Genomic DNA, 24,207 nt, shown 5'->3' on the forward strand with positions numbered 1-24,207 from the left:
ACGCTTCCCTGCTGTTAGAATCGAATAATGCCATGGGCTTCCTATCAAAGATCAAGTAGCGTGTCAATGAGCGGTGTTAAGCGACGAGCGGCGGTCCCGGGGCATCGACTCAAGATCCATGAATGCCGTGAGTGCTGGATGTGCTGCGGATTCTCCGCGTCGAGGCCAGGAGAAGTCGGGCGTGGCGGCGGGGGGAAATGGCCGTTTCCGGCCAACCGAAGTCGGCACCCGTTCCGGGCGGGCGGACGCGAAGACGCCGCGTCGCCCGAGGAAGGGGCCCACGCGTGCCGGCTCTGCTGAGCGGGGCCGGAGCCCTGGACACCTGGCGCGCGACGCCGCCCGCCGCCCGGGCACTGCTGGCCGGTACCTTCGTGAACCGCTTGGGCGGTTTCCTCCAGGTCTTCGCCATCCTCTACATGACCGACCGTGGCTTTTCGGACACGCAGGCGGCGTTCGCTCTCGGCGCGTACGGCGCGGGGTCCATCGGCGGCATGCTGGCGGGTGGCTGGCTGTCGGACCTGCTCGGCGGGCGCCGCACGATCGTCGTCTCCATGGCGTGCACGGCGGGGCTGCTCCTCGGCGTCTACTACCTCGGGCCGTACCCCGCGAAGATCGTCCTGATCGCGCTGACCGGCGCGGTCGGCCAGGCGTACCGGCCCGCCTCGGCGAGCATGCTCAGCGACCTGGTGCCGCCGGAGCGGCGGCTGATGGTCTTCGCGATGAACCGGCTCGCGGTCAACCTCGGCGCGACCGCCCTCCCGCTGGCCGGCGTCGCGCTCGCGTCGGTCTCCTACGGCCTCCTGTTCTGGGGTGAGGCCCTGGCCGCGATCTCCTACGCCGTGATCGCGGGCGTCGCCCTGCCCCGCCGCCCCGCCTCGGTCCCGGACTCCGGCCCCGCCTCGGTCCCGGACTCCGGCCCCGCCTCGGTCCCGGACTCCGGCCCCGCCTCGGTCCCGGACTCCGGCCCCGCCTCGAGCTCGGGAGCCGGGGCGGACACGTCTCCTGGACTCGCCGCAGCTCCGGCCCTCGGACCGGCCGCGCCGCCCGCCCGAGGACGCACGATGCTCGGTGACCGCCCCTACCTGCTGTTTCTCGCTGCCTTGCTGCTCCACTCCGTCGTCTACGTGCAGTACCTGTCCACGCTCCCGCTGGCGATCCGCGACCACCACATGCCCGTGGTGGTGTACGCCGTGCTGATTTCGGTCAACGGCGTCTTCGTGATCACCTGCGAGCTGCTCGTCACCCGGCTGGTCCAGGGCCGGCCGCCGCGCCTGGCGATCCTCGGCGGGATGGCTCTCACCGGCCTCGGCATGACCCTGTACGCGCCGCCGTGGGGAGTAGCCGGCATGATCGTCGCGACCCTGGTGTGGACGCTCGGCGAGATGGCCGGAGCACCGTCCATGTACTTCGCCTACCCTGCCCAGGCCGGCCGGGGAGGGCACCAGGGCCGGTACCTGGGCGCCGCCAACGCGATGTTCGGTCTCGCCAACTCCCTTGGCCCCATCCTCGGCGTGGCGGCCTGGACCGCCTTCGGGGATGGGGTGTGGCTACTGTGCGGCGTGACGGCCGTGGCGGCCATGACGCTCGCCCGACACGGCGTCCACGCCGGCGCGGGGGCGGACCGCCTGGCTCGGGGCCTGGTGTCGTAAGCGAGCTGTAATTGAGCTGCAAGGGGTCGTTCCTAGTGTCTGCCGCGTAACAGGAACACTAGGAAGGCAATCACAAACATCCTCCGGAATCGGCGGCAGCCGGCCAGCCAGGAGAAGGTGCGCTCGACGACCCAGCGGTGGCGTCCCAGCCTGGCTGGATTCGATACCGCGACGGGCGATGCGGTGAATGATGCCGCGGCCGCGCAGGAAGGGCCGTTCTTGAAACGGCCGGACTGAAGTTGACGGGATCCCGTCTGGTCATCGCGATCGGGCGGGATCTTGTCGTTTCAGGGGTTTCCGAATCGGGTTCGTCCTGGTTTGGGAACTGCGGAACGGGCGTCTGGGAAGGCCCGGGTGGTGCCTCGCCTGGAAGCGCCCCGGTACCCGAGCCCGAGCCCGAGACTCCGGGGGAGGTGCCTCCCCCGGGTCACGTCGTCAGGGGACTCAGCACGGCGGCCGGCTCCGTGGAGGCGCCTGAGCCGGGTGCCAGGGCGCGGATGCCCGCCGACAGCACCAGCGGGACGGCCAGCGCGAGCGCCATCGACAGCACGGCGGCCCCCGAGTCGTTGACCAGCATCCCGACGACCCCGCTCACCAGGGCTCCGATGAGGCCGGCGCGCAGCATCGGAGCCCGCTCGAACGCCACGGGCAGCACCCCCGCGCTCGCGGCCCCGGGGCGGAACAGGGCGAAGATCAGGAACGCGAAGGCCGCGACGACGATGGGCATGAGGGTCGGCGAGAGCAGAGTGCTGAGCATGGCCGTCAGCTTCCTGAGGATCACCGGCAGGAACGTCCCGTCGACCACCTGGCCGACGAAACGCCCGAGGTGGCTCTGCGAGGCGGTCGGCCGCAGGTAGTCGAGGTAGGCGATGGCCATGACCAGAACGCCGCCCGCGCCGCAGAAGGCCGCCAGCTTGACGATGGAGACGCGCTTGCCCGCCACCAGCAGGGCGGTGACCGCGATGCCCGGCACGAACGCGATCACACCGCCGAAGTCGCTGCCCACGCCGGGCCACCCGTCGAGGAGCATCGCGAAGCCGCCGAGGCCGGCCACCAGGGCGACGGCCACCCGGCGGCGTCCCGCCCGTACCAGCTCGTCCGCGGCGGCGGCGGTCAGCAGCAGGACGGCGGTGGCCAGCAGCGCGAAGGGGATGTTCCCGAGCCCCGAGTATCGGGCGCCGACGACGCCGGTGTAGCCCATGAGGCTGTTGAGCTGCAGGGGCGTGCCGCTGAGCAGGTCGCCGACGAGCGCGGCCGCCGTCACGCCCGCGATGACGGAGGGCGGCAGGAGTACCCCGCTCTCCGTCGGACGGCCCCGCAGCCGCGACCACAGGGCCGGCGCGGCCAGGGCCAGCGCGGTCAGCGCGACGGCGGACACCAGCACGCCGGCCGCCAGGGCGAGGCCGGGCACGGCCGCGCGGTCCCACGGGGTGAGGTTCACCAGGTAGGTCGAGACCGGGATCGACGCCAGGCCGAGCGCGGCGACCCGCACCCCGGCGAGGGCGCGGCGGCGGCGCAGCAGCAGGTAGGCGATCAGGTAGAACAGCACCTGCAGCACGGCGAGGCCGATGAAGAACGGGCCGCCGACGCCGCGGATGGTCTGCCCGGCGATGTCGGCGTGCCGGAGCGCCGTCACGCCCTCGTCGAGGGTGGTCGGGCGGCTCGCGCTCCACGGTGCCCCGATGACGGTCGCGGCGACGGGCAGGCCCGCCGCCTGGAGCATCGTGACCGTGACGTCGTTCAGGATGACCATGTCGTCCCGATGGGTGGACGCCGCCCCGAGGAAGTGGCCACCGGCGCCCGGCGCCCGCCACATCGCGACCCGCAGGTGCGGGTCGGCGCCGTGGTCCGACAGCCCGGCCAGCATGACCTGGGTGTCCGGTGGCAGGTGGCCGAGCACGGCGCCCACCGCGGCGTCCGCCACGCCGAGCGCGGCCCTGCGCTGGGCGGGGGAGAGCTTGTCCGGCGCCTGCGACAGCAGCTCGCCGTCGAGGTAGGGATGGATCAGGTCGTCGACGTCCACGGCGAGCACGGGGCAGGTGGACCAGTCTGCGAGCTCGCCGGGGGAGGCCGCGTAGCGGTCGACGCGCCCGGCGCGGTCGGCGAGCGCGAGGGCCGCGCCGGCGCCGACCGCGGTGGTGCACTGGCCGGCGGCGTGCGCCGCCGCGCCGAGCGTGCCCGCGTACGTGGCGTCGCGAACCGTCCACAGCCAGTCGAATCCGGGGACGACCGCCCCGGCGCCTTGCCGTTCCACGGCGGGCGGGGGGCCGCAGCGGGAGCCGACGGAGGACCGCACCCCGGCGGAGACGGTGAGCCACCCGTCGTAGGGGCAGGTCGTCCTGCCCACCGTGCGGACCGACAGCGAGCCGATGGCGCTCTGGCCCGCGAGCCGCCAGAGGTTCGGGGTGGCGGCGGCGTCCACGTCGTGCCAGTGGAGCCCGGGCACGCCGATCAGCGCCACACGTCCCGGAGCGTCCGCCCGCGCGGCGGCGGGGCTCATGAGCAGCCCCAAAATGATCACGGCCAACGCGCCGAGCGCCCGCCTCACCACTGACCTCTGACCTCCCACGAACCATCCACCGGCAAATCCTTGGAACCGTACGGGAAATCCGGCCGCCCGGTCCAGGAAATCGTGACGAACACCGCCCGAACAGAGCGACCGCGCGTCACGGCCCCGCCTCTGCCCTTCCCTGCCAGGCCCGAGGAGGCGGCCCGCCCCGGTGGGACACCCGGCCGCCGGGCTGGTCTCCTCACCGGCGGCGACCGCCGGCCGGGGCGTCGACGCGCGTCGACGAGGGCCGGGGCGAGCCGCCAGTGCTGAGGCATCACCCGCGCCCGACTAAGGCCCGCCCGAAATCCGGAAATAGGACAGAGTGCGGTTGACCTGAATTGCGCGGATCCCGGCTTTCGGTGATCGTACGTGCCTGTTGTCGATCTGTGATATCCGGATTCGGGGAAGGAGGGACGTCACTGCTCATCTGCGCTTACATGAGCTGACGTCGAATCGTTACCACATGGCGTGACCGGATGGTTGGGATAAACGGGTTACACGAAGATCGGCAATGTCTAGTAATGTGGTGGCGCCCGCCCCGGATATTACCCTTTGTCATTGGCTTTCCATTGACCTGCCGGGGCTTTGACGACGTGGGTCGGCCCTGCTGGTGGAAGTGGGCCGCAGCGTCCTCCGACAGGCTTTCAGCATGGATCCTCAGCGATGGGCGTTTCGGCGGGCCTGTCAGCCCTGGTCGGTCTTGCCTGACCCGGAAGGACTCGCCCGGTAGATGCGGCTCTTATTTCAGCATCGGCAATTCGCCGCCGTTTTCGCTCTCGGCCTGGCGCTCCGTGTACTGACCATGGTCGGCTACTCCCCGGTCGTGTGGTTCGAGGACGCCTTCGACTATGTAGGTGTCGCCGAGCGGCTGCGGCCCTATCCCGTCCGTCCAAGTGGTTACCCGATCCTGCTGTGGGCGATGCGACCGTTACACAGCTTCGCCGTCGTCGTCGGTCTCCAGCACCTGTCAGGGCTGGCGATGGGGGTGATGGTCTACGCCCTCGTCCTGCGCCGGACGAGGAATCCGCGGAAGTGGTCGGCCGTACTCGCTTCGGCACCCGTCCTTCTCGACGCATACCAGATCTTTTTCGAACACACGATTCTGAGCGATCCGCTCTTCTCATTCCTGGTGGTCACCGCGGTCACCGTTACCCTGTGGACGCCCCGCGTCTCGCTCCGGCGTGCGGCGTCGGTGGGGCTGCTCCTCGCCGCGGCGGCTCTCACCCGCTCGATAGGGGTCGCGCTGCTTCCCGTGTTCGCCGGGTACCTTGTCGTCAACCGCTCCGGATGGCGCACCTTGCTCGTGACCGTCGTCGCCGCGGCGGTCCCGCTCGGTTGCTACGCCGCCTGGTACGGATCCTGGCACGGGTCTCCCGCGATCAACGGGGGGAGCGGAGTATGGCTGTGGGCCCGCACCATGCCGTTCGCGGACTGCCAGAAGATCAGGCCGGCGGCGGACGAAGCCGTCCTCTGCCCTGCCCAGCCCGTTGGTCGACGGCCGAGCTCGCCGCACTTCATCTGGGCGGACTGGTCGCCTTTGAGGAACGTCCCTGGCCACTCGGTCACCACGCGCGGGGACCTCTTTCACCCTGGGATCGACCGGCTGGCGGGCAACCTGGCCAGGCGTGCGATTTCGAGCCAGCCATCGGACTATCTTCAGCTGGTCGTCGAAGACCTCAAGCGGGCGCTGAACTGGCGTAGAGGCCCAGATCCGAAAACCGCGCAGATCGGCTTTAACCGATACGCCTTTCCTAACGTCAGCGGCGGCCCTCCACCCGATGAGATCAGGATTCCCGGCGCCACCATCCGTCAGGACTTACAGGCGTACGAGCGGGGGCAGACGGTCACCCGGTTCTGTGAGCCGGCCGCGGAAGTGATGAGAACATACCAGTCGCTCTCCTTCATGCCGGGCCCGATCTTCGGCGCGCTGTTCGCCGGCGCCACTGTCGTCAGTGCGATGGGATGGGCACGGCGCTCCAGCGGGGAAGTGGTTTTACCGCTGGTCAGTGCCATCGGGCTTGTCATAAGTCCGGTACTCGTCACAGCCTATGACAGCCGATATCTGCTACCCGCCATACCTCTGCTCTGCGCGACACTGGTCATCGCGGCGAACAATCTTGTGGCATCGCCAAGGCTTTCCACGTAAATCCAATATCGTGCGCCACGCGACGGTGGGATGTCCCTGCGGGGGAGCATCCCACCGTTTGGATCCGGCTTGCTCAGCAATGACGCCGGCGTCGTGCCGGGGTCAGGGGAGCGTGGCCGTGGTGGGGGCGCTCTCGTTGCCGAGGCGGTCGAGCGCGCTCACCAGGTAGGTGCCCTTCGAGGTGATGGTGTAGGACTGCTCCGCCGCGCCGGTCGCGGGGACGACGGCGAGGAGGTTGCGGGCGTCGGTGACCGCGCAGTCGCCCGCCTTGGCGCCCGCCACGCGGTAGACGGCGTAGGAGCGCGCGCCGGGGGAGGCCTTCCACACCAGCGCCCCGCCGGAGTTCCTCAGGGCCGCCGGCGCGGCCGGGGCACCGCCGCCGCGCCCCTTCATCAGCGGGAGCAGCGCCGGGCGGGGATAGTGGTCCTTCACGATCTTGTCGAGCACGCCGAGGGGGTTCTTGCCGACCTGGGCGGCGCTGAAGTAGACGTCGCCCTGGACCTCGGGATACCTCCGGTTGAGCGTCAGGTGGGCGGGCAGCTCGCCCACCTTGGTCCAGGCCGCGTTGTCCCTGGTGCCGACCCGGTAGAGCGCCTGGCCGATGTACAGGTGCACGCCGGTGCCTTTGACCTCGTTCGCCCACCACGGCACGAGCTTGGCGTAGTCGGCGACGGCGAACCCGCGCGGCCAGTACAGCTGCGGCATGATGTAGTCGACCGAGCCCGCCTTGATCCACGCGCGGGCGTCGGAGTAGATCGCGTCGTAGGCCGACAGGCCCTTGGTGTCCGAGCCCGACGGGTCGTCCGACTTGTTGCGCCAGATGCCGAACGGGCTGATGCCGAACTTGACGTACGGCTTCGCGGCGTGGACGGCCTTGCCGACCTGCGCGACCAGCTTGTCGACGTTGCCGCGCCGCCAGTCGGCCAGGGATGCGCCCTTGCCATACTTTGTAAAGGCGCGCGCGTCGGCGAACTTCGTCCCCTTGCCTGGATAGGGGTAGAAGTAGTCGTCGAAGTGCACGCCGTCGACGTCGTACCGCTGCACGACATCGGTGATGACCTTGACGGTGTGGGCGCGCACCTCGGGCAGGCCGGGGTTGTAGTACAGCTTGCCCTCGTGCTTGACGACCCACTCGGGGTGCTGCCGGGCGGGGTGGCCGGCGGGCAGCAGGGTGAGGTCGTCCTTGTCGGCCGCGCGGTAGGGGTTGAACCAGGCGTGGAACTCAAGGCCCCGCTTGTGCGCCTCGGCGATCAGGAAGGGCAGCGGCTCCCAGCCCGGATCCTCGCCTGCGGTGCCGGTGAGCCACTGGGACCACGGCTCGTAGGGGGACCGGTAGATCGCGTCGGAGGCCGGGCGCACCTGGACGAACACCGCGTTGAAGTTGCGCCTGACCGCGTCGTCGAGGATGCGGACGTACTCCGCCTGCTGCCGGGCCGGGTCGAGCCCCGTCTTGGACGGCCAGTCGACGTTGTGCACGGTGGCGATCCACACGCCCCGGAGCTGCCGCTTGGGGTACTTGGCGCTCACCTCGCACGCCTCCGCGGTGGCGGGACGGGCCGCCGCCGACGCCGGGGGCTTGGTCTCGCTGTCCGCCGGAACGGCGCCCGGTCCGAAGAAGTAGGCGACGCCGGTGGTGACCACCGCGATGGTCGCGGCGGCGAGCAGGGGCCGATGTCCGTTTCGCATGGGACATCAGTGTGGCATCGGCAAAGAGATGGTAAGGCCGAATAAAAGAAATCGTATCGTGATTCCATCGTGACCGATGGGGTCCTCGTGATTCCCGTGGCCCTCGCCGGCGGCCGCTCGCGGACCCGGTCAGGAGCGGGCGGTTCCGGGCGGCACCTGGGGTCGCGGCACCGGAGACCTCCGGCGCGCGCGGCGTCGCGCGCGCACGCGGCGAGCGGGACGGGTGCCCGGGTGACAAGTGGCTTACCATCCGGCCGGCGCGCGCCCCCTCGCGTGCCGGCCGGATGGATGCGGCCCGTCGTGACTCCGCCTACTCCGGAGCCGACCTGAGCTTCTCGGCCAGGTGGGAGGGCAGCGGCTCGTACCGCAGGAAGCCCCGCTGGAAGGTTCCCGTTCCGTGCGACATGGACCGCAGGTCGATGGCGTACCGGGTGATCTCCAACTCGGGGACCTCGGCCTTGACCAGGGTGCGGCCGGTGCCGACCGCCTCGGTGCCGAGGACGCGTCCCCTTCGCGAGGACAGGTCCGACATCACCGCGCCGACGTGCTCGTCCTCGATCAGCACCGAGACCTCGTCCACCGGTTCGAGCAGCAGAGCGGGCACCTTCGCCGCCGCCTCCTTCAGCGCGAGCTGCCCGGCGATCTGGAACGCCATGTCGGAGGAGTCGACCGAGTGCGCCTTCCCGTCGTACAGCGTCACCCGGATGTCCACGACGGGGTAGCCGGCCAGCACGCCGCGCTCCATCTGCGCCCGCACGCCCTTCTCGACCGAGGGGATGAACTGCCTCGGCACCACCCCACCGACGATCTTGTCGACGAACTCGAAGCCCCCGCCCGACTCCAGCGGCTCGATCTCGATGTGGCAGATGGCGTACTGCCCGTGCCCGCCGGTCTGCTTGACGTTGCGGCCCATGCCCTGCGCCTTGCCGCCGAAGCTCTCGCGCAGCGGCACCCTCAGCTCCACCCGCTCGACCTCGACGCCGTGGCGCTTGGCCAGGTGGTCCAGGAGCACGTCGGCGTGGGCCTCGCCCATGCACCACAGCACGAGCTGGCGGGTCTCGGCGTTGTTCTCCAGCCGGAGGGTGGGGTCCTCGGCGACCAGGCGCGCCAGGGCCTGCGAGAGCTTGTCCTCGTCGGCCTTCGACCTGGCCCGGATGGCGACCGGCAGCAGCGGCTCCGGCATCGTCCAGGCCGTCACCAGCAGCGGGTTGTCCTTGTCGGAGAGGGTGTCGCCGGTCTCGGCCCTGCCGAGCTTGGCCACCGCGCAGATGTCGCCCGCGGCGCACTTGGTGGTCGTGCGCTGGAGCTTGCCGAGGGGCGAGGACAGGGCGCCGATGCGCTCGTCCAGGTCGTGGTCCTCGTGCCCGCGCTCGGCGAGGCCGTGACCGGAGACGTGCACCACCATGTCGGGGCGCAGCGTGCCGGAGAAGACCCGCACCAGGCTGATGCGCCCGACGTACGGGTCACTGGTGGTCTTGACGATCTCGGCGACAAGCGGCCCGTCCGGGTCGCACGCGAGGCCGGGCACCGGCCGCCCGTCGATCGTGGTGATCTCCGGCAGGGGGTGCTCCATAGGCGAGGGGAAGCCCGCGGTGATCACTTCGAGCAGCTCCAGCATGCCGACGACCGCGCCGGAGCCGGGGGTCGCGCAGGTCGCGAGCACGGGGTAGAAGCCGCCCCGGGCCACGGCCTTTTCGAGGTCGTCGATCAGCACCTTGGTGTCGATCTCCTCGCCCGACAGGTAGCGGTCCATGAGGGACTCGTCTTCGCTCTCCTGGATGATCCCCTCGATGAGCGAGCCCCGGTAGGTCTCGATCTGCTCCTGGTACGCGGCTCCCGGGGCGTTCTCGGTGCGGGTGCCCGTGGCGTAGTTGAAGAACTTCTGCGACAGCAGCCCGATCAGGCCGTTCACATGGCCGTTGGTCACGACGGGCAGGTAGAGCGGGGCCACGCCGTCGCCGAAGATGTCCTGGCAGGTGGCCACCACGTCGTCGAAGTCGGCGCGCTGGTGGTCGATCTTGGTGATCACGACCGCCCGGGGCATCCCGACCGAGGCGCACTCCTCCCAGAGCATGCGCGTCAGCCCGTCGACGCCCTCCGCCGCGGAGACCACGAACAGGGCGGCGTCGGCCGCCCGCAGCCCGGCCCGCAGGTCGCCCACGAAGTCGGCGTACCCGGGGGTGTCGAGAAGATTGATCTTGATGCCGTTGTACGAGACCGGCGCGACGGCCAGGTTGACCGAGCGCTGCTGGCGCACCTCGACCTCGTCGAAGTCGCTGACCGTGCTGCCGTCCTCGACCCGGCCCGTGCGCTGGATGGTGCCCGTCGCGGACAGAAGGGCCTCGACGAGCGACGTCTTCCCTGATCCGGAATGGCCGACCAGCGCGACATTGCGCACCGCATCCGGCCGGTCGGCCGAGGGTGCCCTGCCCGCGGCTCCTGATGTTCCGCCCGTGGTTCTCTCCGGCACGTCGCCTCCCGCGTCTCGCCGTGAGATGCGGCCGCGCGCGGCCGCATCGTCCGCCGCCGCGCCCGCCGCCCGAGAGAGCGCGGTGCATTCACCCTTTACCTCTGTGGCGCGGATCACAAGAGGGAACAGGCAAAAGTGCTTGCGAAATGATGCCTGAACTTGCTCGCGTGTTCGCCGGCCGTACCCCTGTCGTCTGTCTCCTTCCCCATTCCCCGTTCTCTCGCACACGATTCACCCCTGGTCGCTCACCACGAGCACTTCGTTCGAACCAGGGGCCTCACGTGGCCTACGATCGGACCGCGATGTTGAAGCTCCTGCGCCCCGCCGTCACCCGTGTGCTCACCCCATTGGGCCGGGCGCTCGCCCGCCGGGGGGTCAGTCCGAACGTCATCACCCTCCTCGGCACGCTCGGCGTCGCCGCGGGGGCGCTCGCCTTCTATCCGCGCGGCCAGCTGTTCCTGGGCTCGGTCGTCATCACGTTCTTCGTCCTCGCCGACCTGCTCGACGGCGTCCTCGCCAGGATGCTCGGCACCGGCAGCACCTGGGGCGCCTTCCTCGACTCCACCCTCGACCGGGTCGGCGACGCCGCGATCTTCTCAGGGCTGATCCTGTGGTTCATGTCCACCGGCGAGACGGTCCTCGCGGGCGTCGCGCTGTTCTGCCTGGTCGCCGGGGCCGTCGTGTCGTACGCCAAGGCGCGTGCCGAGGGGCTGGGGCTGACCTGCGACGTCGGGCTGGCGGAACGGTCCGAGCGGCTCCTGGTCGTGCTCGTCGCCGCCGGTCTCGGGGGGCTCGGCGTGCCGTACATCCTCGCGGCGGGCCTCTGGCTCCTCGCGGTGGCCAGCGCCTTCACCGCCGGCCAGCGCATCCTCCACGTTTACCGCCAGACGGTGACAACATGAACTTATGGCCTTCTTCTTCTAGGACAGGTCTTCTTACCGACTTCTGGGGGTGAACCTCGCGTTGACTGATCGGCTCGTCGCCTGGGCGTACCACCTGGGCTGGGTGCTCGTGCCGAAGCTGCCCGAGCCGCTTGCAGCGTGGGCCTTCCGCCTCATCGCCGACCTCATGTGGTGGCGGCACGGCAAGCTCGTGCGGCGCCTCGAATCGAACCTGGCCCGGGTGACGGGCAAGGATGTCACGGACCCCTCGATCCGCGACCTCAGCAGGGCCGGCATGCGCTCCTACTTCCGCTACTGGATGGAGGCGCTGCGCCTGCCGGTGATCGGCAAGGAACGCATCCTCACCGGTATGCACGACGTCCACGGGGACAGGATCTTCTCCACGGTGGACTCCGGCCGGGGCATCGTGCTCGCCCTGCCCCACATGGGCAACTGGGACCTCGCCGGCGCCTGGCTGATCCACAAGGGTTACCCCTTCACCACGGTCATGGAGCGGCTCAAGCCCGAGTCGCTGTACGAGCGGTTCGTTGCCTTCCGCGAGAGCCTCGGCATGGAGGTGCTGCCGCTCACCGCCAAGGGAGGCGGCACCGCCCACGCCTTCGGCACCCTGGCCCAGCGGCTGCGTGCGGGCCGACCGATCTGCCTGCCCGCCGAGCGCGACCTGACGGAGAAGGGCATCGAGGTCGACTTCTTCGACGGCACGACGCGCATGGTCGCCGGTCCCGCGCTTCTGGCGCTCCAGACCGGCGCGGCGCTGCACCCGGCCACGCTGTGGTTCGAGGGCGACGGCTGGGGCGTGCACATCCACGAGGAGATCCCCGTCCCCGCCGAGGGCACCCGTCAGGAGAAGGTCGCGGTCATGACGCAGAGCATGGCGCGCGTCTTCCAGGAGGGCATCTCCCGGCACCCTGAGGACTGGCACATGCTGCAGCGGCTCTGGCTCGACGACCTGGAGCCACGGTGATCGCATCATGAGGGTCGGCATGGTCTGCCCCTACACCTGGGACGTCCCCGGCGGCGTCATGGCGCATGTCCGCGACCTGGCGGAGGCGCTCATCGCCGACGGCCACCACGTGTCGGTGCTCGCGCCCGCGTCCGACGACGCGCCGCTGCCGTTCTACGTGACCTCGGCGGGCCGCGCCATCCCCGTGCCGTACAACGGCTCGGTGGCACGCCTGGCGTTCGGTTTCCTCTCGGCCAACCGCGTGCGCAAGTGGCTGCGCGAGGGCCGTTTCGACGTGCTCCACGTGCATGAGCCCGCCGTCCCCTCGGTGGGCCTGCTGGCCTGCTGGGCCGCCCGCGGCCCGATCGTGGCCACCTTCCACGCCTCCTTCCAGCGCTCGCGCGCCATGTCGGTCTCCGCGCCCGTGCTGCACACCGCGCTGGAGAAGATCACCGGCCGCATCGCCGTGTCGGACGCCGCGCGCAAGACCCTGGTGGAGCACCTCGGGGGCGACGCGGTCCTGATCCCCAACGGCGTCACGGTGAGCCGGTACGCCGAGGCCGAGCCCCTGCCCGGCTGGGGTCCCGACGGTGGAGTGATCGGGTTCCTCGGCCGCATGGACGAGCCGCGCAAGGGCCTTCCGGTACTGCTGGAGGCGTTCACGCTGCTCGCGCCCGAGCGTCCCGGCCTGCGGCTGCTCGTCGCGGGTCCCGGCGACGCCGACGACGTGCTCGCCAGGGTCCCCGCAGGGCTGCGCGACCGCATCGGCGTCCTCGGCATGGTCAGCGAGGAGGACAAGGCCCGCGCCTACCACTCCGTCGACGTCTTCTGCGCGCCGAACACCCATGGCGAGAGCTTCGGCATCGTGCTCGCCGAGGCGATGGCCGCCGGCGCCACCGTGCTGGCCAGCGACATCCCGGCGTTCCGCAAGGTGCTGGGAGACGGGCAGGCGGGAGCGCTTTTCGCGACCGGCGACGCCGCCTCGCTCGCCCGCGAGGCCGCCGCACTGCTCGACGATCCGGCCTGCCGCGCCAAGCTGGCCGGAGAGGCCCGCCTGGCCGTGCGCAAGTACGACTGGTCGACCGTGGCCCGCGACGTCGTGCGGGTGTACGAGACGGTCACCGCGACCGCGGCCGGGGGCGTGGAGGAGGAGCAGCAGGGCCGGGTGCGCGAGCCCGACGCCCGCCCGGCCGGCCCCGCCGACCATGCCGCCCGGGTGCCCGAGGGTGTCCGGGCCCACGGGGGTGAGGCCTCGTGACCACCACGATGGTCATCCTGGTGGTGGGAGTGGCGGTCGTGCTCGCGGCCGTCTACATCTCCTGGAGGGCCGGGCGGCTCGACCGCCTGCACATCCGCCTGGAGACCGCCCGTGCCGCGCTGGACGCCGCGCTCGTACGCCGGGCCGCCGTCTGCATGGAGCTCGCCGCCTCCCGGGTGCTCGACCCGGCCACCAGCCTGGTGCTCGCCGCGGCGACGCACGAGGCGCGAACGGCAGGGCCGGAGGAGCGTGAGCACGCCGAGAGCGACCTGTCGCGGGCTCTTCGCGCCGTGATGGACCAGGAGCGCTTCCGCGAGCGGCTGGCCGAGACCCCGTCGGGGCCCGACCTGATGGCCGAGCTGGACACCGCCGTGACGAAGGTGATCTACTCGCGCCGGTTCTACAACAACGCGGTCGAGGTGACCCGGCAGGCCCAGCGCCGCTGGCTTGCCCGCACGCTGCGCCTGGCCGGCCACACCGAGTACCCGTCGTACTTCGAGATCGACGACGACGAGCCCGCGTCGTTCGCCCAGCAGTCCTGACGGGCCGTCCGCGCGCCCGTCCGTCCTCACCGGTGGCCTCCATGACGCTTCCTTCGCCTCCCGCTGGGAACATGACCTGCGCTTTGCTCCAGCGTGGCTGTGAATCGACGGAACTTCCTGCGCACCAGCGGAAACCTGTCGCCAACCATCGGTAAGCTCATGGCGTTTTAGGAGAAATCGGGAGGAGCCGGGCTGTGCGGGTAAAACGGATGATTGGCATCGCGCTTGCGGGAACCGCCGTTCTAGCGCCCGCGGTGGCGTGCTCGTCATCCGGCGGGGCCACGCCGGCCTCCGGGGGAGCCCAGCCCGTCGGGACGGCGGCGGCGACCCCCTCACCGCCGCCCGAGCACCCGTTCACCGGGCAGCCGGTGGCGAGCCGCAGGCCGGTGCTGGCCGTGAAGATCGAGAACACCTCGTCCGGCAAGCCGCAACTCGGCCTGCGCAGCGCCGACCTCGTGTTCGTCGAGCAGGTCGAGGGCGGGCTGACCCGTCTGATGGCGGTCTTCTCCTCCAAGATCCCCGAGAAGGTCGGCCCCGTCCGCAGCGCGCGCATCTCCGACCTGCACCTGCTGCCGATGTTCGGCAAGCCCGCCCTGGCCTACTCGGGCGTGCAGACCAGGATGGTCCCCCTGGTCAGGGCGGCGTCGCTGTTCGACGTCTCCGACAGCGCCGCGCCCGGCGCGTATTTCCGCCAGCCCGGACGGGTCGCCCCGTACAACCTGTTCGCCGACACCAAGAAGCTGCTGGCGGGGGCGCCCAAGGCGACCAAGGCCAAGGACATCGGCCTGGAATTCGGCGACGCGCCCGAGGGTGGAACCCCCAAAAAGTCATTTTCCGTAAAATATCCGGCAGCCAATTTCACGTTCACCTGGTCCGCCGCCCAGAAGCGCTGGCTGGTCACGCAGGACGGCAAGAAGGACATGGCGGCCGAGGGAGGCCAGCTCGGCGCCCCCACGATCGTCATCCAGTACGCCAAGACCACCAGGTCGGAGTTCCACGACTTCACCGGCAGCTACACGCCGCTGATCCAGACGACGGGCACCGGCAAGGCGGTCGTCCTGCGCGATGGCAAGGCCTACAAGGCGGAATGGTCGCGCTCGTCGGAGAAGGCGGGCACCATGTTCACCACCGAGGGCGGCGAGCCGATAACGTTCAGCCGGGGCCAGGTGTGGATCGTGCTCGCGGCTCCGAAGCCCGTGCAGCCCTGAGCCCGCCGCGCGAACCCGTCCGCGTGACCCCCTCGACCTCGGGTCTCACTCCCGGAAGGGAGGCGGGGTCGTACACCGTGTCAACGATGCCCCGAACATGTGACATCCGGACCGTCAAGGGCCATGCTGATCAGCGCCTAACATGGGACGGGAACCCATTGTCGCGCCCGTGAGGAAAGACCGTGTCCAGCAGCACCCCCGAAGTCACCGACACCGCCGTCACCGGCACCGCCCGCGTGAAGCGCGGCATGGCCGAGATGCTCAAGGGCGGCGTCATCATGGACGTCGTCACCCCCGAGCAGGCCAAGATCGCTGAGGACGCCGGCGCGGTCGCCGTCATGGCCCTTGAGCGTGTGCCCGCCGACATCCGCGCCGAGGGTGGCGTGTCGCGCATGAGCGACCCCGACATGATCGACGGCATCATCGCGGCCGTCTCCATCCCCGTCATGGCCAAGGCCCGCATCGGCCACCTCGTCGAGGCCCAGGTGCTCCAGGCCATCGGCGTCGACTACGTCGACGAGTCCGAGGTGCTCACCCCCGCCGACGAGGCCAACCACATCGACAAGTGGGCCTTCACCGTGCCCTTCGTCTGCGGGGCGACCAACCTCGGCGAGGCCCTGCGCCGCATCGCCGAGGGCGCCGCGATGATCCGCTCCAAGGGAGAGGCCGGCACCGGCAACGTCGTCGAGGCCACCCGCCACATGCGCCAGATCCGCGGCGACATCAAGCGCCTGGCCGCCCTCGACGAGGCCGAGCTCTACGCCGCCGCCAAGGAGCTGCGCGCGCCGTACGAGCTCGTCGCCGAGATCGCCAAGACCGGCAAGCTGCCCGTCGTGCTGTTCACCGCGGGCGGCATCGCCACCCCGGCCGACGCCGCCATGATGATGCAGCTCGGCGCCGAGGGCGTCTTCGTCGGCTCGGGTATCTTCAAGTCCGGTGACCCGGCCAAGCGCGCGGCCGCGATCGTCAAGGCCACCACGTTCTACGACGACCCCGACGTCATCGCCAAGGTCTCGCGCGGCCTGGGCGAGGCCATGGTCGGCATCAACCTCGCGAACCTTCCCGAGTCCGAGCGCCTGGCCACCCGGGGCTGGTAGCCCTCCGGGGCAGCCCGGACTCTCATTCCGCCTTCCCGGCGCCGCGTTCCGCGGTGCTGGGAAGGCGTGATGCTGATCGTCCGGAAATATCCCCTCTGACCTGGGTGTCCTTATACCTGGCGTTTGCTGTGAATAGTTAATGATCGTCATGTGCTCGACAGGCGATCGTTCCTCGTGATGGGGCTGGCAGCGGGAGTGCCGCCCATGCGGGTCTCCTATGGCGACCCCTTCACGCTCGGCGTGGCCTGTGGCGATCCCGCCCCCGACGGCTTCGTCATGTGGACGCGCCTGGCGCCCGTGCCTCTCGCCGAGGACGGGTTCGGAGGCATGCCCCCCGCCCCTGTGCCGGTCTACTGGGAGATCGCCACCGACCCGGCCTGCGCGAACGTCGTACGGCGCGGCACCGAGGAGGCCGCGCGCGAGTGGGCGCACAGCGTGCACGCCGAGGTCACAGGGCTCGATCCCGGCCGCGAGTACTGGTACCGCTTCAAGGCCGGGCCCTACGTCTCGCCGATCGGGCGGGCGCTCACCGCTCCCGCGCCCGGCACACTGCCGAGGTCGCTCAACCTGGCCGTCACCTCGTGCGCCAACTACCAGCACGGGCACTTCACCGTCTACACGCGGATGGCGCAGGAACGCCCCGACCTGATCCTGCACCTCGGCGACTACATCTACGAGTACGGCAAGGGCGAGCAGAAGTGCCCCGGCGGCAACGTGCGCGACCACGAGGGGCCGGAGGCCCGCACGCTGAGCGACTACCGGCGCAGGCACGCGCTGTACAAGACCGACCCCGAGCTGCGGGCGGCGCACGCGGCCGCGCCGTGGGTCGCGATCATGGACGACCACGAGGTCCGCAACAACTGGACGAAGCTGCTGCCGGCCGACCGGCGCGAGGCCGCGTTCCGCGCCTACTACGAGCACATGCCGCTGCGCCGGGCCGCCCAGCCCAAGGGACCGGCCATCCAGCTCTACCGGCGGCTGCGGTGGGGGAGCCTGGCGACCCTCCACATGCTGGACACCCGCCAGTACCGCGACGGCTACCTCTGCGGCTCGGCCGGCTTCAAGGACTGCCCGGAGTCCATGGACCCCGCCCGTACGATCACCGGGGCCGCGCAGGAGCGCTGGCTCCTCGAAGGCTTCCACGAGTCCAAGGCGCTGTGGGACGTCATCGGCCAGCAGATCTTCTTCGGCCGGCGCGACAAGCGTCCCGGCTCTGGCCTGGTGGTCAGGCAGGACGCCTGGGACGGGTACTCCGGGTCGCGGACCAGGGTCACCCGCGGCTGGGTCGACGCGGGGGTGCGCAACGCCATCGTGCTGACCGGGGACGTGCACTCGCACTGGGCCGGTGAGCTCGCCCTCGACTACGACGACCCCGACTCGCGCGTGGTGGGCACCGAGCTCGCCGTCACCTCGATCACCAGCGGTGGCGACGGCCACGACGCCGACCCAGCCAGGGACTCGCTGCTGGCCAAGAACCCGCACCTGAAATTCCACCTCAGACGCCGCGGCTACCTCATGGTCAAGATCGAGCCCACCGCGCTCACCGCGGACTTCAAGATCGTTCGGTACGTCAGCGCCCCGGGCGCCCCGGTGCTGACGGCGGCCACGTTCGTCGTCGCGGACCGCTTCCCCGGACTGCTCCGCCAGACCTGACCCGGCCGCTCCGTCGCAGGGAAGTCCCGGGCGGTTTGGGGCGTTGTTCCGCATGGCCGTACGCTTTCGAGACGCATGCGTCCCTATGTGGGACCGGCGTGCCGTGGCGCTTCCGTACCCCTCGGAGAACCGAGCGGGGGCCAGACCGGCGACCCGGGGCCCCACGGCACCTGAGCATTCGAGCAGTGATCGGCTCGATCAGTGATTGGGAGGAACACCGGTGACCTCTGCGCCGATGATCGGCGTGCTCGCCCTCCAGGGCGACGTGCGTGAACACGTCAGGTCCCTGGAGGCGGTGGGCGCGAGGGCCGTGGCCGTCCGCCGCATGGCGGAGCTCGAAGCGGTGGACGCGCTGGTGATCCCCGGTGGCGAGTCCACGACCATCTGGAAGCTGGCCGAGGCGTTCGAGCTGCTCGAACCGCTGCGCATGCGCGTCAAGTCGGGCATGCCGACCTACGGATCCTGCGCCGGCATGATCATGCTGGCGGACTCCATCGAGGGCGGCATCGCGGGGCAGCAGACGCTCGGCGGCATCGACATGGTGGTGCGCCGCAACGCCTTCGGCCGCCAGGTCGACTCTTTTGAGGCATCCTTGGATTTCGCGGGGCGCGGTCTCATGCGCGCCATCTTCATCCGGGCTCCCTGGGTCGAGTCGGTGGGCGCGGACGTCGAGGTGCTGGGACTGGCCGAGCCGGGAGATAGGATCGTCGCGGTCCGGCAGGGACCTCTGCTCGCGACGTCCTTCCATCCCGAGCTGACCGGGGACACGCGGGTTCATTCGTATTTTGTCGAGATGGTGAGGGAGCTCTAGCCGATGTCCGGCCACTCCAAATGGGCGACGACGAAGCACAAGAAAGCCGTGATCGACGCCAAGCGCGGCAAGCTTTTCGCCAAGCTCATCAAGAACATCGAGGTGGCGGCCCGGACGGGTGGTCCTGACCCCGAGGGCAACCCGACCCTCTACGACGCCATCCAGAAGGCGCGCAAGAGCTCGGTCCCGGTCGACAACATCGAGCGCGCGCGCAAGCGCGGCGGCGGCCTGGAGGCCGGTGGCGCCGACTGGCAGACGATCATGTACGAGGGCTACGCGCCCGGCGGAGTCGCGGTGCTCGTCGAGTGCCTCACCGACAACCGCAACCGCGCGGCCTCCGAGGTCCGTGTCGCCATGACGCGCAACGGCGGCTCGATGGCCGACCCCGGCTCGGTGTCCTACATGTTCAACCGCAAGGGCGTGGTGATCGTCCCCAAGGGCGACCTCGGTGAGGACGACGTGCTGACCGCCGTCCTCGACGCGGGCGCCGAGGAGGTCAACGACCTGGGCGACTCCTTCGAGGTCGTCTCCGAGGCCGGTGACCTCGTCCCGGTGCGCAAGGCCCTGCAGGACGCCGGCATCGACTACGACTCGGCCGAGAGCGGCTTCATGCCCACGCTCAGCGTCCCCCTCGACGAGGACTCCGCGCGCAAGGTCTTCCGTCTCATCGACGCCCTTGAGGACAGCGACGACGTCCAGAACGTCTACGCCAACTTCGACGTCTCCGACGACGTCCTGGCGAAGCTCGACTAGCCGGCCGAGCCCGCCGTCACCCCCGGCCGTGCCGGGGGTGACGCGTCTTTCCCTGATCCGTACGGCGACGGGCCAGGTGGGCGCGGGAAAATAATTCGACCGGGTCCGGGCGGTCGCCATAGGTTTGGCCGTTGTGGAGATCCGTGATGTGACGGCCGATGACCTCGACGCCGTGCTCGACAGCCGTAAGCGGGCCTTCGGCCCCCTCCCCGCGAGCAGCGTGGAGCCGTGGCGGGCCATGGTGACGCCGACCCTGGCCGAGGGGCGCTATCTCGGGATCTTCGACGGCGGGCGCCTGATCGGCACGAGCAGGATCAACCGTTACGACCAGTGGTGGCACGGCCGTCCGCTGTCGATGGGCGGCGTGGCGAGCGTCACGGTGGCGCCCGAGGAGCGCGGGCGCGGAGTGGGCCGCTTCCTGATGCGGGGGACGCTGGAGCGCTGCGCCGAGCTCGGCCACGTCGCCTCCGCGCTGTACCCCGCGACCACCCCGCTGTACCGGAGCCTCGGCTGGGAGCACGCCGGGGCGCGTAACAGGATCACGGTGCCCGCCGAGGCCCTTCGCACGCTGAGCGCCCCCGACGGCGGCGTCAAGTTGAGGCGCATGGGCCCCGACGACGCCCCCGAGCTCAGGAGCGTGCTCGACCGCGTCTACGCCGCCACGCGCGCCTCGGGGCCTCTCGGCTGGGAGGAGCGCGTCGCCCGCCTGTGGCTCTCCGGCGAGGACGACTTCGCCTACCTCGCCGACGACGGCTTCGTCCTCTACCGCTGGCACGACGGGGACATCGACGTCGACAACCTCGTGGCCGGGTCGGAGGCGACGGCGAGGGCGCTGTGGTCGCTCGTGGGAACGGCCTCGTCCATGGCCACGACGGTCACGGCCAGCGTCGAGCCCGACGACCCGATGCTGTGGCTGCTGCGCGAGCGCTCGTACGACACGGTGAAGCAGACCCGCTGGATGTTCCGCCTCGTCGACCTGGCCGCCGCCGTCGGCCTGCGCGGCTACCCGGCCGGCGTCTCGGCCGAGACGGTCGTCGAGGTGGACGATCCGCAGCGTCCCGCCAACTCGGGCGCGTGGCGCCTGTCGATCTCCTCCGGCGGCGGCACGGCCACCGCCACCACGGCGCCTCCCGGCGCGGATGTGCCCCGCCTGTCCATCGGAGGCATGTCCGCCCTGTTCGCGGGCGTCCCGACGAGCACGCTCCGCCGCGCCGGGCTTCTCGCGGGCGGCGCGCCCGGCACCGACGACCTCCTCGACACCGCCTTCGCCGCCAGGCCTTACATGATCGACTACTTCTGACCGGGCCTGCCCGCCCCTCGCAGGCGCGGCGTGTCGGTGGTGCGCCGCCGCGGCGGCCGGGGTAGAGTTCGGGGCCGAACAGGTGTTCGGCGTTTCACGGGAGGCTTGCCGGTGCGGCTACCTGAGCTGCGGGTGATGGGGGTCGACCCAGGGCTGACCCGCTGCGGTCTCGGTGCCGTCGAGGGGCGCGCGGGCGCCCCGCTTGAGCTGGTCAAGGTCGGGGTCGCGCGCAGCCCCGCCGGCGACGACATCGGCGCGCGCCTCGTCGCGATCGAGGCCGAGATCGAGCGCTGGCTCGACGAGGTGAGGCCGGACGCCGTCGCGGTCGAGCGGGTCTTCAGCCAGAGCAACCTGCGCACCGTCATGGGCACCGCCCAGGCCTCCGCCGTGGCCATCGTCTGCGCCGCCCGCCGCGGCCTTCCGGTCGCGCTCCACACGCCTTCCGAGGTCAAGGCGGCGATCACGGGGTACGGCAACGCCGACAAGGTCCAGGTGGGCGCCATGGTCACCCGCCTTCTGCGGCTCGACGCCATGCCCAGGCCCGCGGACGCCGCCGACGCCCTGGCACTCGCCATCTGCCACATCTGGCGTGGCGGCACGCAGAACCGCCTCGCCGAGGCCGTCGCCAAGGCCAAGGCCGCCCGCCCGTCCCGCGCTTCCGGCGCGCCCGGTGGCGGACGGGCCGGATCCACGAAGGGAGCGGCCCTGTGATCGCCTCGATCTCCGGGCGCGTCGCCGCGATCGCCCCCGACTCGGCCGTGGTCGAGGTCGGCGGCGTCGGCATGCTCGTCCACTGCGCGCCCGGCACGCTGGCGACCCTTCGCACGGGCGAGGAGACCCGGCTCGCCACCTCGCTGGTGGTCCGCGAGGATTCCCTGACGCTGTTCGGCTTCGGCACCGACGACGAGCGCACGGTCTTCGAACTGCTCCAGACCGCGTCGGGCGTCGGTCCCAGGCTGGCGCTGGCCATGCTGGCCGTCCACCCGCCGAACGCCCTGCGGGTCGCGGTCGCGAGCGCCGACGTCAAGGCGCTCACCATGGTCCCCGGCATCGGGCAGAAGGGCGCGCAGCGCATCATCCTGGAGCTGAAGGACAAGCTCGGCACGCCCGACGCGGCGCTGGCCGCCGCGCTCAACGGGCAGGCCAAGCAGCCCGCCTGGCGCGAGCAGGTGCACTCCGGCCTCGTCGGGCTCGGCTACTCGGCGAGGGACGCCGACGAGGCGATCGCGATCGTCTCCCCGGAGGCCGACGCCGAGGTGGCCGCCGGGCGCGCCCCCGCGGTCGCGGTGCTGCTGAAGGCGGCCCTGCGGGCCCTGAGCGTGCGATAGGGGCCCTGCGTGAGCCTGGACAGAGACCTTGTGTCGCCGGACGCCGAGGGCGACGAGCAGGCGATCGAGTCGGCGCTGCGCCCCAAGCGGCTGGGTGAGTTCATCGGCCAGGGAAGGGTGCGCGAGCAGCTCTCCTTGGTGCTCGAAAGCGCGCTGCGCCGCAACCGGCCGCCCGACCACGTGCTGATGAACGGCTCGCCGGGGCTCGGCAAGACCACGCTCGCCATGATCATCGCGGCGGAGCTCGGCATGCCCCTCAGGCTGACCTCCGGGCCCGCGCTCGAACGGGCGGGTGACCTGGCGGCGATCCTGTCGACCCTGTCCGAGGGCGAGGTGCTGTTCATCGACGAGATCCACCGCATGGCGCGCCCCGCCGAGGAGATGCTCTACCTCGCCATGGAGGACTTCCGGGTCGACATCGTGGTCGGCAAGGGGCCGGGGGCCACCGCGATCCCACTGGAGATCGCCCCGTTCACTCTGGTGGGGGCCACGACGCGCGCGGGCCTGCTGCCCGCCCCGCTGCGCGACAGGTTCGGCTTCGTCGCCCATCTGGACTTCTACGACGTCGACGAGCTGGAGCAGGTGCTTCGCCGTTCGGCGCGACTGCTCTCGCTGGACCTTCCCGAGGAGGGCGCCCACGAGATCGCGCGGCGGTCCCGCGGCACGCCCCGCATCGCCAACCGCCTGCTCAGGCGGGTGCGCGACTTCGCCGAGGTGCGCACCGACGGCCTCATCACCCGGGACATCGCCTCGGCCGCGCTCAACCTCTACGAGGTCGACGCCGAAGGGCTCGACCGGCTCGACCGGGCCGTGCTGGGCGCCCTGCTGCGCAAGTTCGGGGGCGGTCCCGTCGGGCTGTCCACGCTGGCCGTGGCCGTGGGGGAGGAGCCCGAGACCGTCGAGGTCGTCGCCGAGCCCTTCCTCGTACGGCAGGGTCTGCTCGCCCGCACCCCCCGGGGCCGCGTGGCCACCGCGTCCGCCTGGTCCCACCTCGGCCTGACCCCTCCGCCGGACGCCTTCGGCGCGATGGGCCACCCGATGCTCTTCGACGATCCCGGCCCGGTCACCTGACCAGGGCGGCCGATCCGAGACCGGTTAAAGGCGGGACTTCGCGACAATTCGGTCTCGAAGCCTGAGGGTGGTCCGGTCCTCGCCGAACTCGTCCTGACTGGCGGACTTTACAATGATCTTCGGTGCCTCCGGTGAACCGCGTCGGCCTTCGCCGCTGGTCCGGCCAGGTGAGCCCCGTGTACTCCCTGCTCCGGGGGCGCCCCCGTGACCGGTCCCTCCACGACGGCTGAAAGTTTCAAGCCTGCCGTATCGGCTGGTCACAGATCGGTGACAACGGGAACTTTCCAGCGTGCCGGAGCGTGGGTTCGTTGCCGGGGTTTGACAAGCTCGCCTAAACTCCGTGGCTTGGCTGGCTGTGTACGCTGACATGATCAGAGTGTGGCCGTGCCGTTCGTCGCCAGACATCCGGCGCCAGGCCGGTCAGTTCTTACCGGAAGGAAGCCCCGTGCAGGGCCTTGGATCGTTCGTGCCACTGATCTTGCTGGTCGTGGTCTTTTACTTCCTGCTCATCCGGCCGCAGCGCAAGCGGCAGCAGGAGCAGGCGCAGATGCAGAGCAGCCTCACTCCGGGCACCAGTGTCATGACCACCACCGGCCTGTTCGCGACCGTCTCGGCGATCCAGGACGACGACGTGATCCTGGAGATCGCGCCCGGCATCGAGACCCGGTGGACCAAGGCGGCCATCGGCCGCGTGCTGACGCCGGTGGAGGAGGAGACGGTGGACAATGGAGAAGGCGTCCGGGACACCGTCACCGACGAGACGGTGATCGACACCCCTGAGCACAGGGGAGACGAGGGCTCGACTAATCAGAAGTCCTGAGTAGGCTCACCGCAAACCC

Annotated in this window: 19 protein-coding genes and 1 pseudogene; 16 read left to right on the forward strand and 4 right to left on the reverse strand. The window is 70.7% G+C overall.

From position 1 onward, the window contains the following. The first annotated feature begins 284 nt into the window (after positions 1 to 284). Entirely contained in the window at positions 285 to 1,649 is a 1,365-nt protein-coding gene (locus ACGFIV_RS25670; protein ID WP_392838007.1) for an MFS transporter, read from the forward strand. A 74-nt stretch (positions 1,650 to 1,723) separates the two neighbouring features. Here the strand turns inward: ACGFIV_RS25670 and ACGFIV_RS25675 are convergent. Then, positions 1,724 to 1,865: pseudogene (locus tag ACGFIV_RS25675) on the reverse strand (IS5/IS1182 family transposase); the annotation flags it as partial. Between the two features lie 211 nt (positions 1,866 to 2,076). Further along, positions 2,077 to 4,200: a hypothetical protein gene (locus ACGFIV_RS25680; RefSeq protein WP_392838008.1), complete on the reverse strand. Its 2,124-nt coding sequence runs from the start codon at positions 4,198 to 4,200 to the stop codon at positions 2,077 to 2,079. A 730-nt stretch (positions 4,201 to 4,930) separates the two neighbouring features. Between ACGFIV_RS25680 and ACGFIV_RS25685 the strand changes: the two genes are divergently transcribed. Then, entirely contained in the window at positions 4,931 to 6,346 is a 1,416-nt protein-coding gene (locus ACGFIV_RS25685) for a hypothetical protein (protein ID WP_358560096.1), read from the forward strand. 102 nt (positions 6,347 to 6,448) lie between these two features. Here ACGFIV_RS25685 and ACGFIV_RS25690 read toward each other — a convergent pair whose 3' ends face one another. Continuing rightward, complete coding sequence (locus ACGFIV_RS25690) at positions 6,449 to 8,032, reverse strand: family 10 glycosylhydrolase (RefSeq protein WP_358560097.1); 1,584 nt, start codon at positions 8,030 to 8,032, stop codon at positions 6,449 to 6,451. A gap of 310 nt (positions 8,033 to 8,342) precedes the next feature. Next, positions 8,343 to 10,502: an elongation factor G-like protein EF-G2 gene (locus tag ACGFIV_RS25695; protein ID WP_392838009.1), complete on the reverse strand. Its 2,160-nt coding sequence runs from the start codon at positions 10,500 to 10,502 to the stop codon at positions 8,343 to 8,345. A gap of 302 nt (positions 10,503 to 10,804) precedes the next feature. Here ACGFIV_RS25695 and pgsA point away from each other — a divergent pair, with 302 nt between their 5' ends. From pgsA to yajC, 14 genes are all read left to right on the forward strand, one after another. Then, positions 10,805 to 11,404 (forward strand): phosphatidylinositol phosphate synthase, encoded by a 600-nt coding sequence (pgsA, locus tag ACGFIV_RS25700; protein WP_358560104.1) that lies wholly within the window; start codon positions 10,805 to 10,807, stop codon positions 11,402 to 11,404. 61 nt (positions 11,405 to 11,465) lie between these two features. Further along, a complete protein-coding gene (locus ACGFIV_RS25705) occupies positions 11,466 to 12,368 on the forward strand; it encodes a phosphatidylinositol mannoside acyltransferase (RefSeq protein WP_358560100.1) in 903 nt (300 codons plus the stop codon). A 7-nt stretch (positions 12,369 to 12,375) separates the two neighbouring features. Then, on the forward strand, positions 12,376 to 13,605 hold the full coding sequence (locus ACGFIV_RS25710; RefSeq protein WP_358560102.1) for a glycosyltransferase family 4 protein: 1,230 nt from the start codon (positions 12,376 to 12,378) through the stop codon (positions 13,603 to 13,605). Between the two features lie 8 nt (positions 13,606 to 13,613). Next, complete coding sequence (locus tag ACGFIV_RS25715) at positions 13,614 to 14,147, forward strand: hypothetical protein (RefSeq protein WP_392838025.1); 534 nt, start codon at positions 13,614 to 13,616, stop codon at positions 14,145 to 14,147. Between the two features lie 254 nt (positions 14,148 to 14,401). After that, positions 14,402 to 15,355, forward strand: a complete 954-nt coding sequence (locus ACGFIV_RS25720; protein ID WP_392838010.1) for a DUF3048 domain-containing protein — start codon at positions 14,402 to 14,404, stop codon at positions 15,353 to 15,355. 182 nt (positions 15,356 to 15,537) lie between these two features. Next, positions 15,538 to 16,452 carry a pyridoxal 5'-phosphate synthase lyase subunit PdxS gene (gene pdxS, locus ACGFIV_RS25725; protein WP_358558558.1) on the forward strand — a complete coding sequence of 305 codons (915 nt, stop codon included), beginning with the start codon at positions 15,538 to 15,540 and terminating at the stop codon, positions 16,450 to 16,452. Positions 16,453 to 16,602: 150 nt separating this feature from the next. After that, on the forward strand, positions 16,603 to 18,105 hold the full coding sequence (locus tag ACGFIV_RS25730; protein ID WP_358558560.1) for an alkaline phosphatase D family protein: 1,503 nt from the start codon (positions 16,603 to 16,605) through the stop codon (positions 18,103 to 18,105). A 220-nt stretch (positions 18,106 to 18,325) separates the two neighbouring features. Then, positions 18,326 to 18,916: a pyridoxal 5'-phosphate synthase glutaminase subunit PdxT gene (pdxT, locus tag ACGFIV_RS25735; protein ID WP_358558562.1), complete on the forward strand. Its 591-nt coding sequence runs from the start codon at positions 18,326 to 18,328 to the stop codon at positions 18,914 to 18,916. Between the two features lie 3 nt (positions 18,917 to 18,919). Next, on the forward strand, positions 18,920 to 19,669 hold the full coding sequence (locus tag ACGFIV_RS25740) for a YebC/PmpR family DNA-binding transcriptional regulator (RefSeq protein ID WP_358558564.1): 750 nt from the start codon (positions 18,920 to 18,922) through the stop codon (positions 19,667 to 19,669). Positions 19,670 to 19,802: 133 nt separating this feature from the next. Next, entirely contained in the window at positions 19,803 to 20,969 is a 1,167-nt protein-coding gene (eis, locus tag ACGFIV_RS25745; RefSeq protein WP_392838011.1) for an enhanced intracellular survival protein Eis, read from the forward strand. A gap of 126 nt (positions 20,970 to 21,095) precedes the next feature. Continuing rightward, positions 21,096 to 21,680: a crossover junction endodeoxyribonuclease RuvC gene (ruvC, locus tag ACGFIV_RS25750; RefSeq protein ID WP_358558582.1), complete on the forward strand. Its 585-nt coding sequence runs from the start codon at positions 21,096 to 21,098 to the stop codon at positions 21,678 to 21,680. After that, positions 21,677 to 22,297: a Holliday junction branch migration protein RuvA gene (gene ruvA, locus ACGFIV_RS25755; protein ID WP_392838012.1), complete on the forward strand. Its 621-nt coding sequence runs from the start codon at positions 21,677 to 21,679 to the stop codon at positions 22,295 to 22,297. Before ruvC ends, ruvA begins: the two co-directional genes overlap by 4 nt. Positions 22,298 to 22,306: 9 nt before the next feature. After that, positions 22,307 to 23,368, forward strand: a complete 1,062-nt coding sequence (ruvB, locus tag ACGFIV_RS25760) for a Holliday junction branch migration DNA helicase RuvB (protein WP_358558570.1) — start codon at positions 22,307 to 22,309, stop codon at positions 23,366 to 23,368. Between the two features lie 466 nt (positions 23,369 to 23,834). Beyond that, a complete protein-coding gene (yajC, locus tag ACGFIV_RS25765) occupies positions 23,835 to 24,188 on the forward strand; it encodes a preprotein translocase subunit YajC (protein WP_358558572.1) in 354 nt (117 codons plus the stop codon). Positions 24,189 to 24,207: the final 19 nt, after the last annotated feature.

The sequence above is a fragment of the Sphaerisporangium sp. NPDC049003 genome (assembly GCF_043197795.1).
Lineage (GTDB): Bacteria > Actinomycetota > Actinomycetes > Streptosporangiales > Streptosporangiaceae > Sphaerisporangium.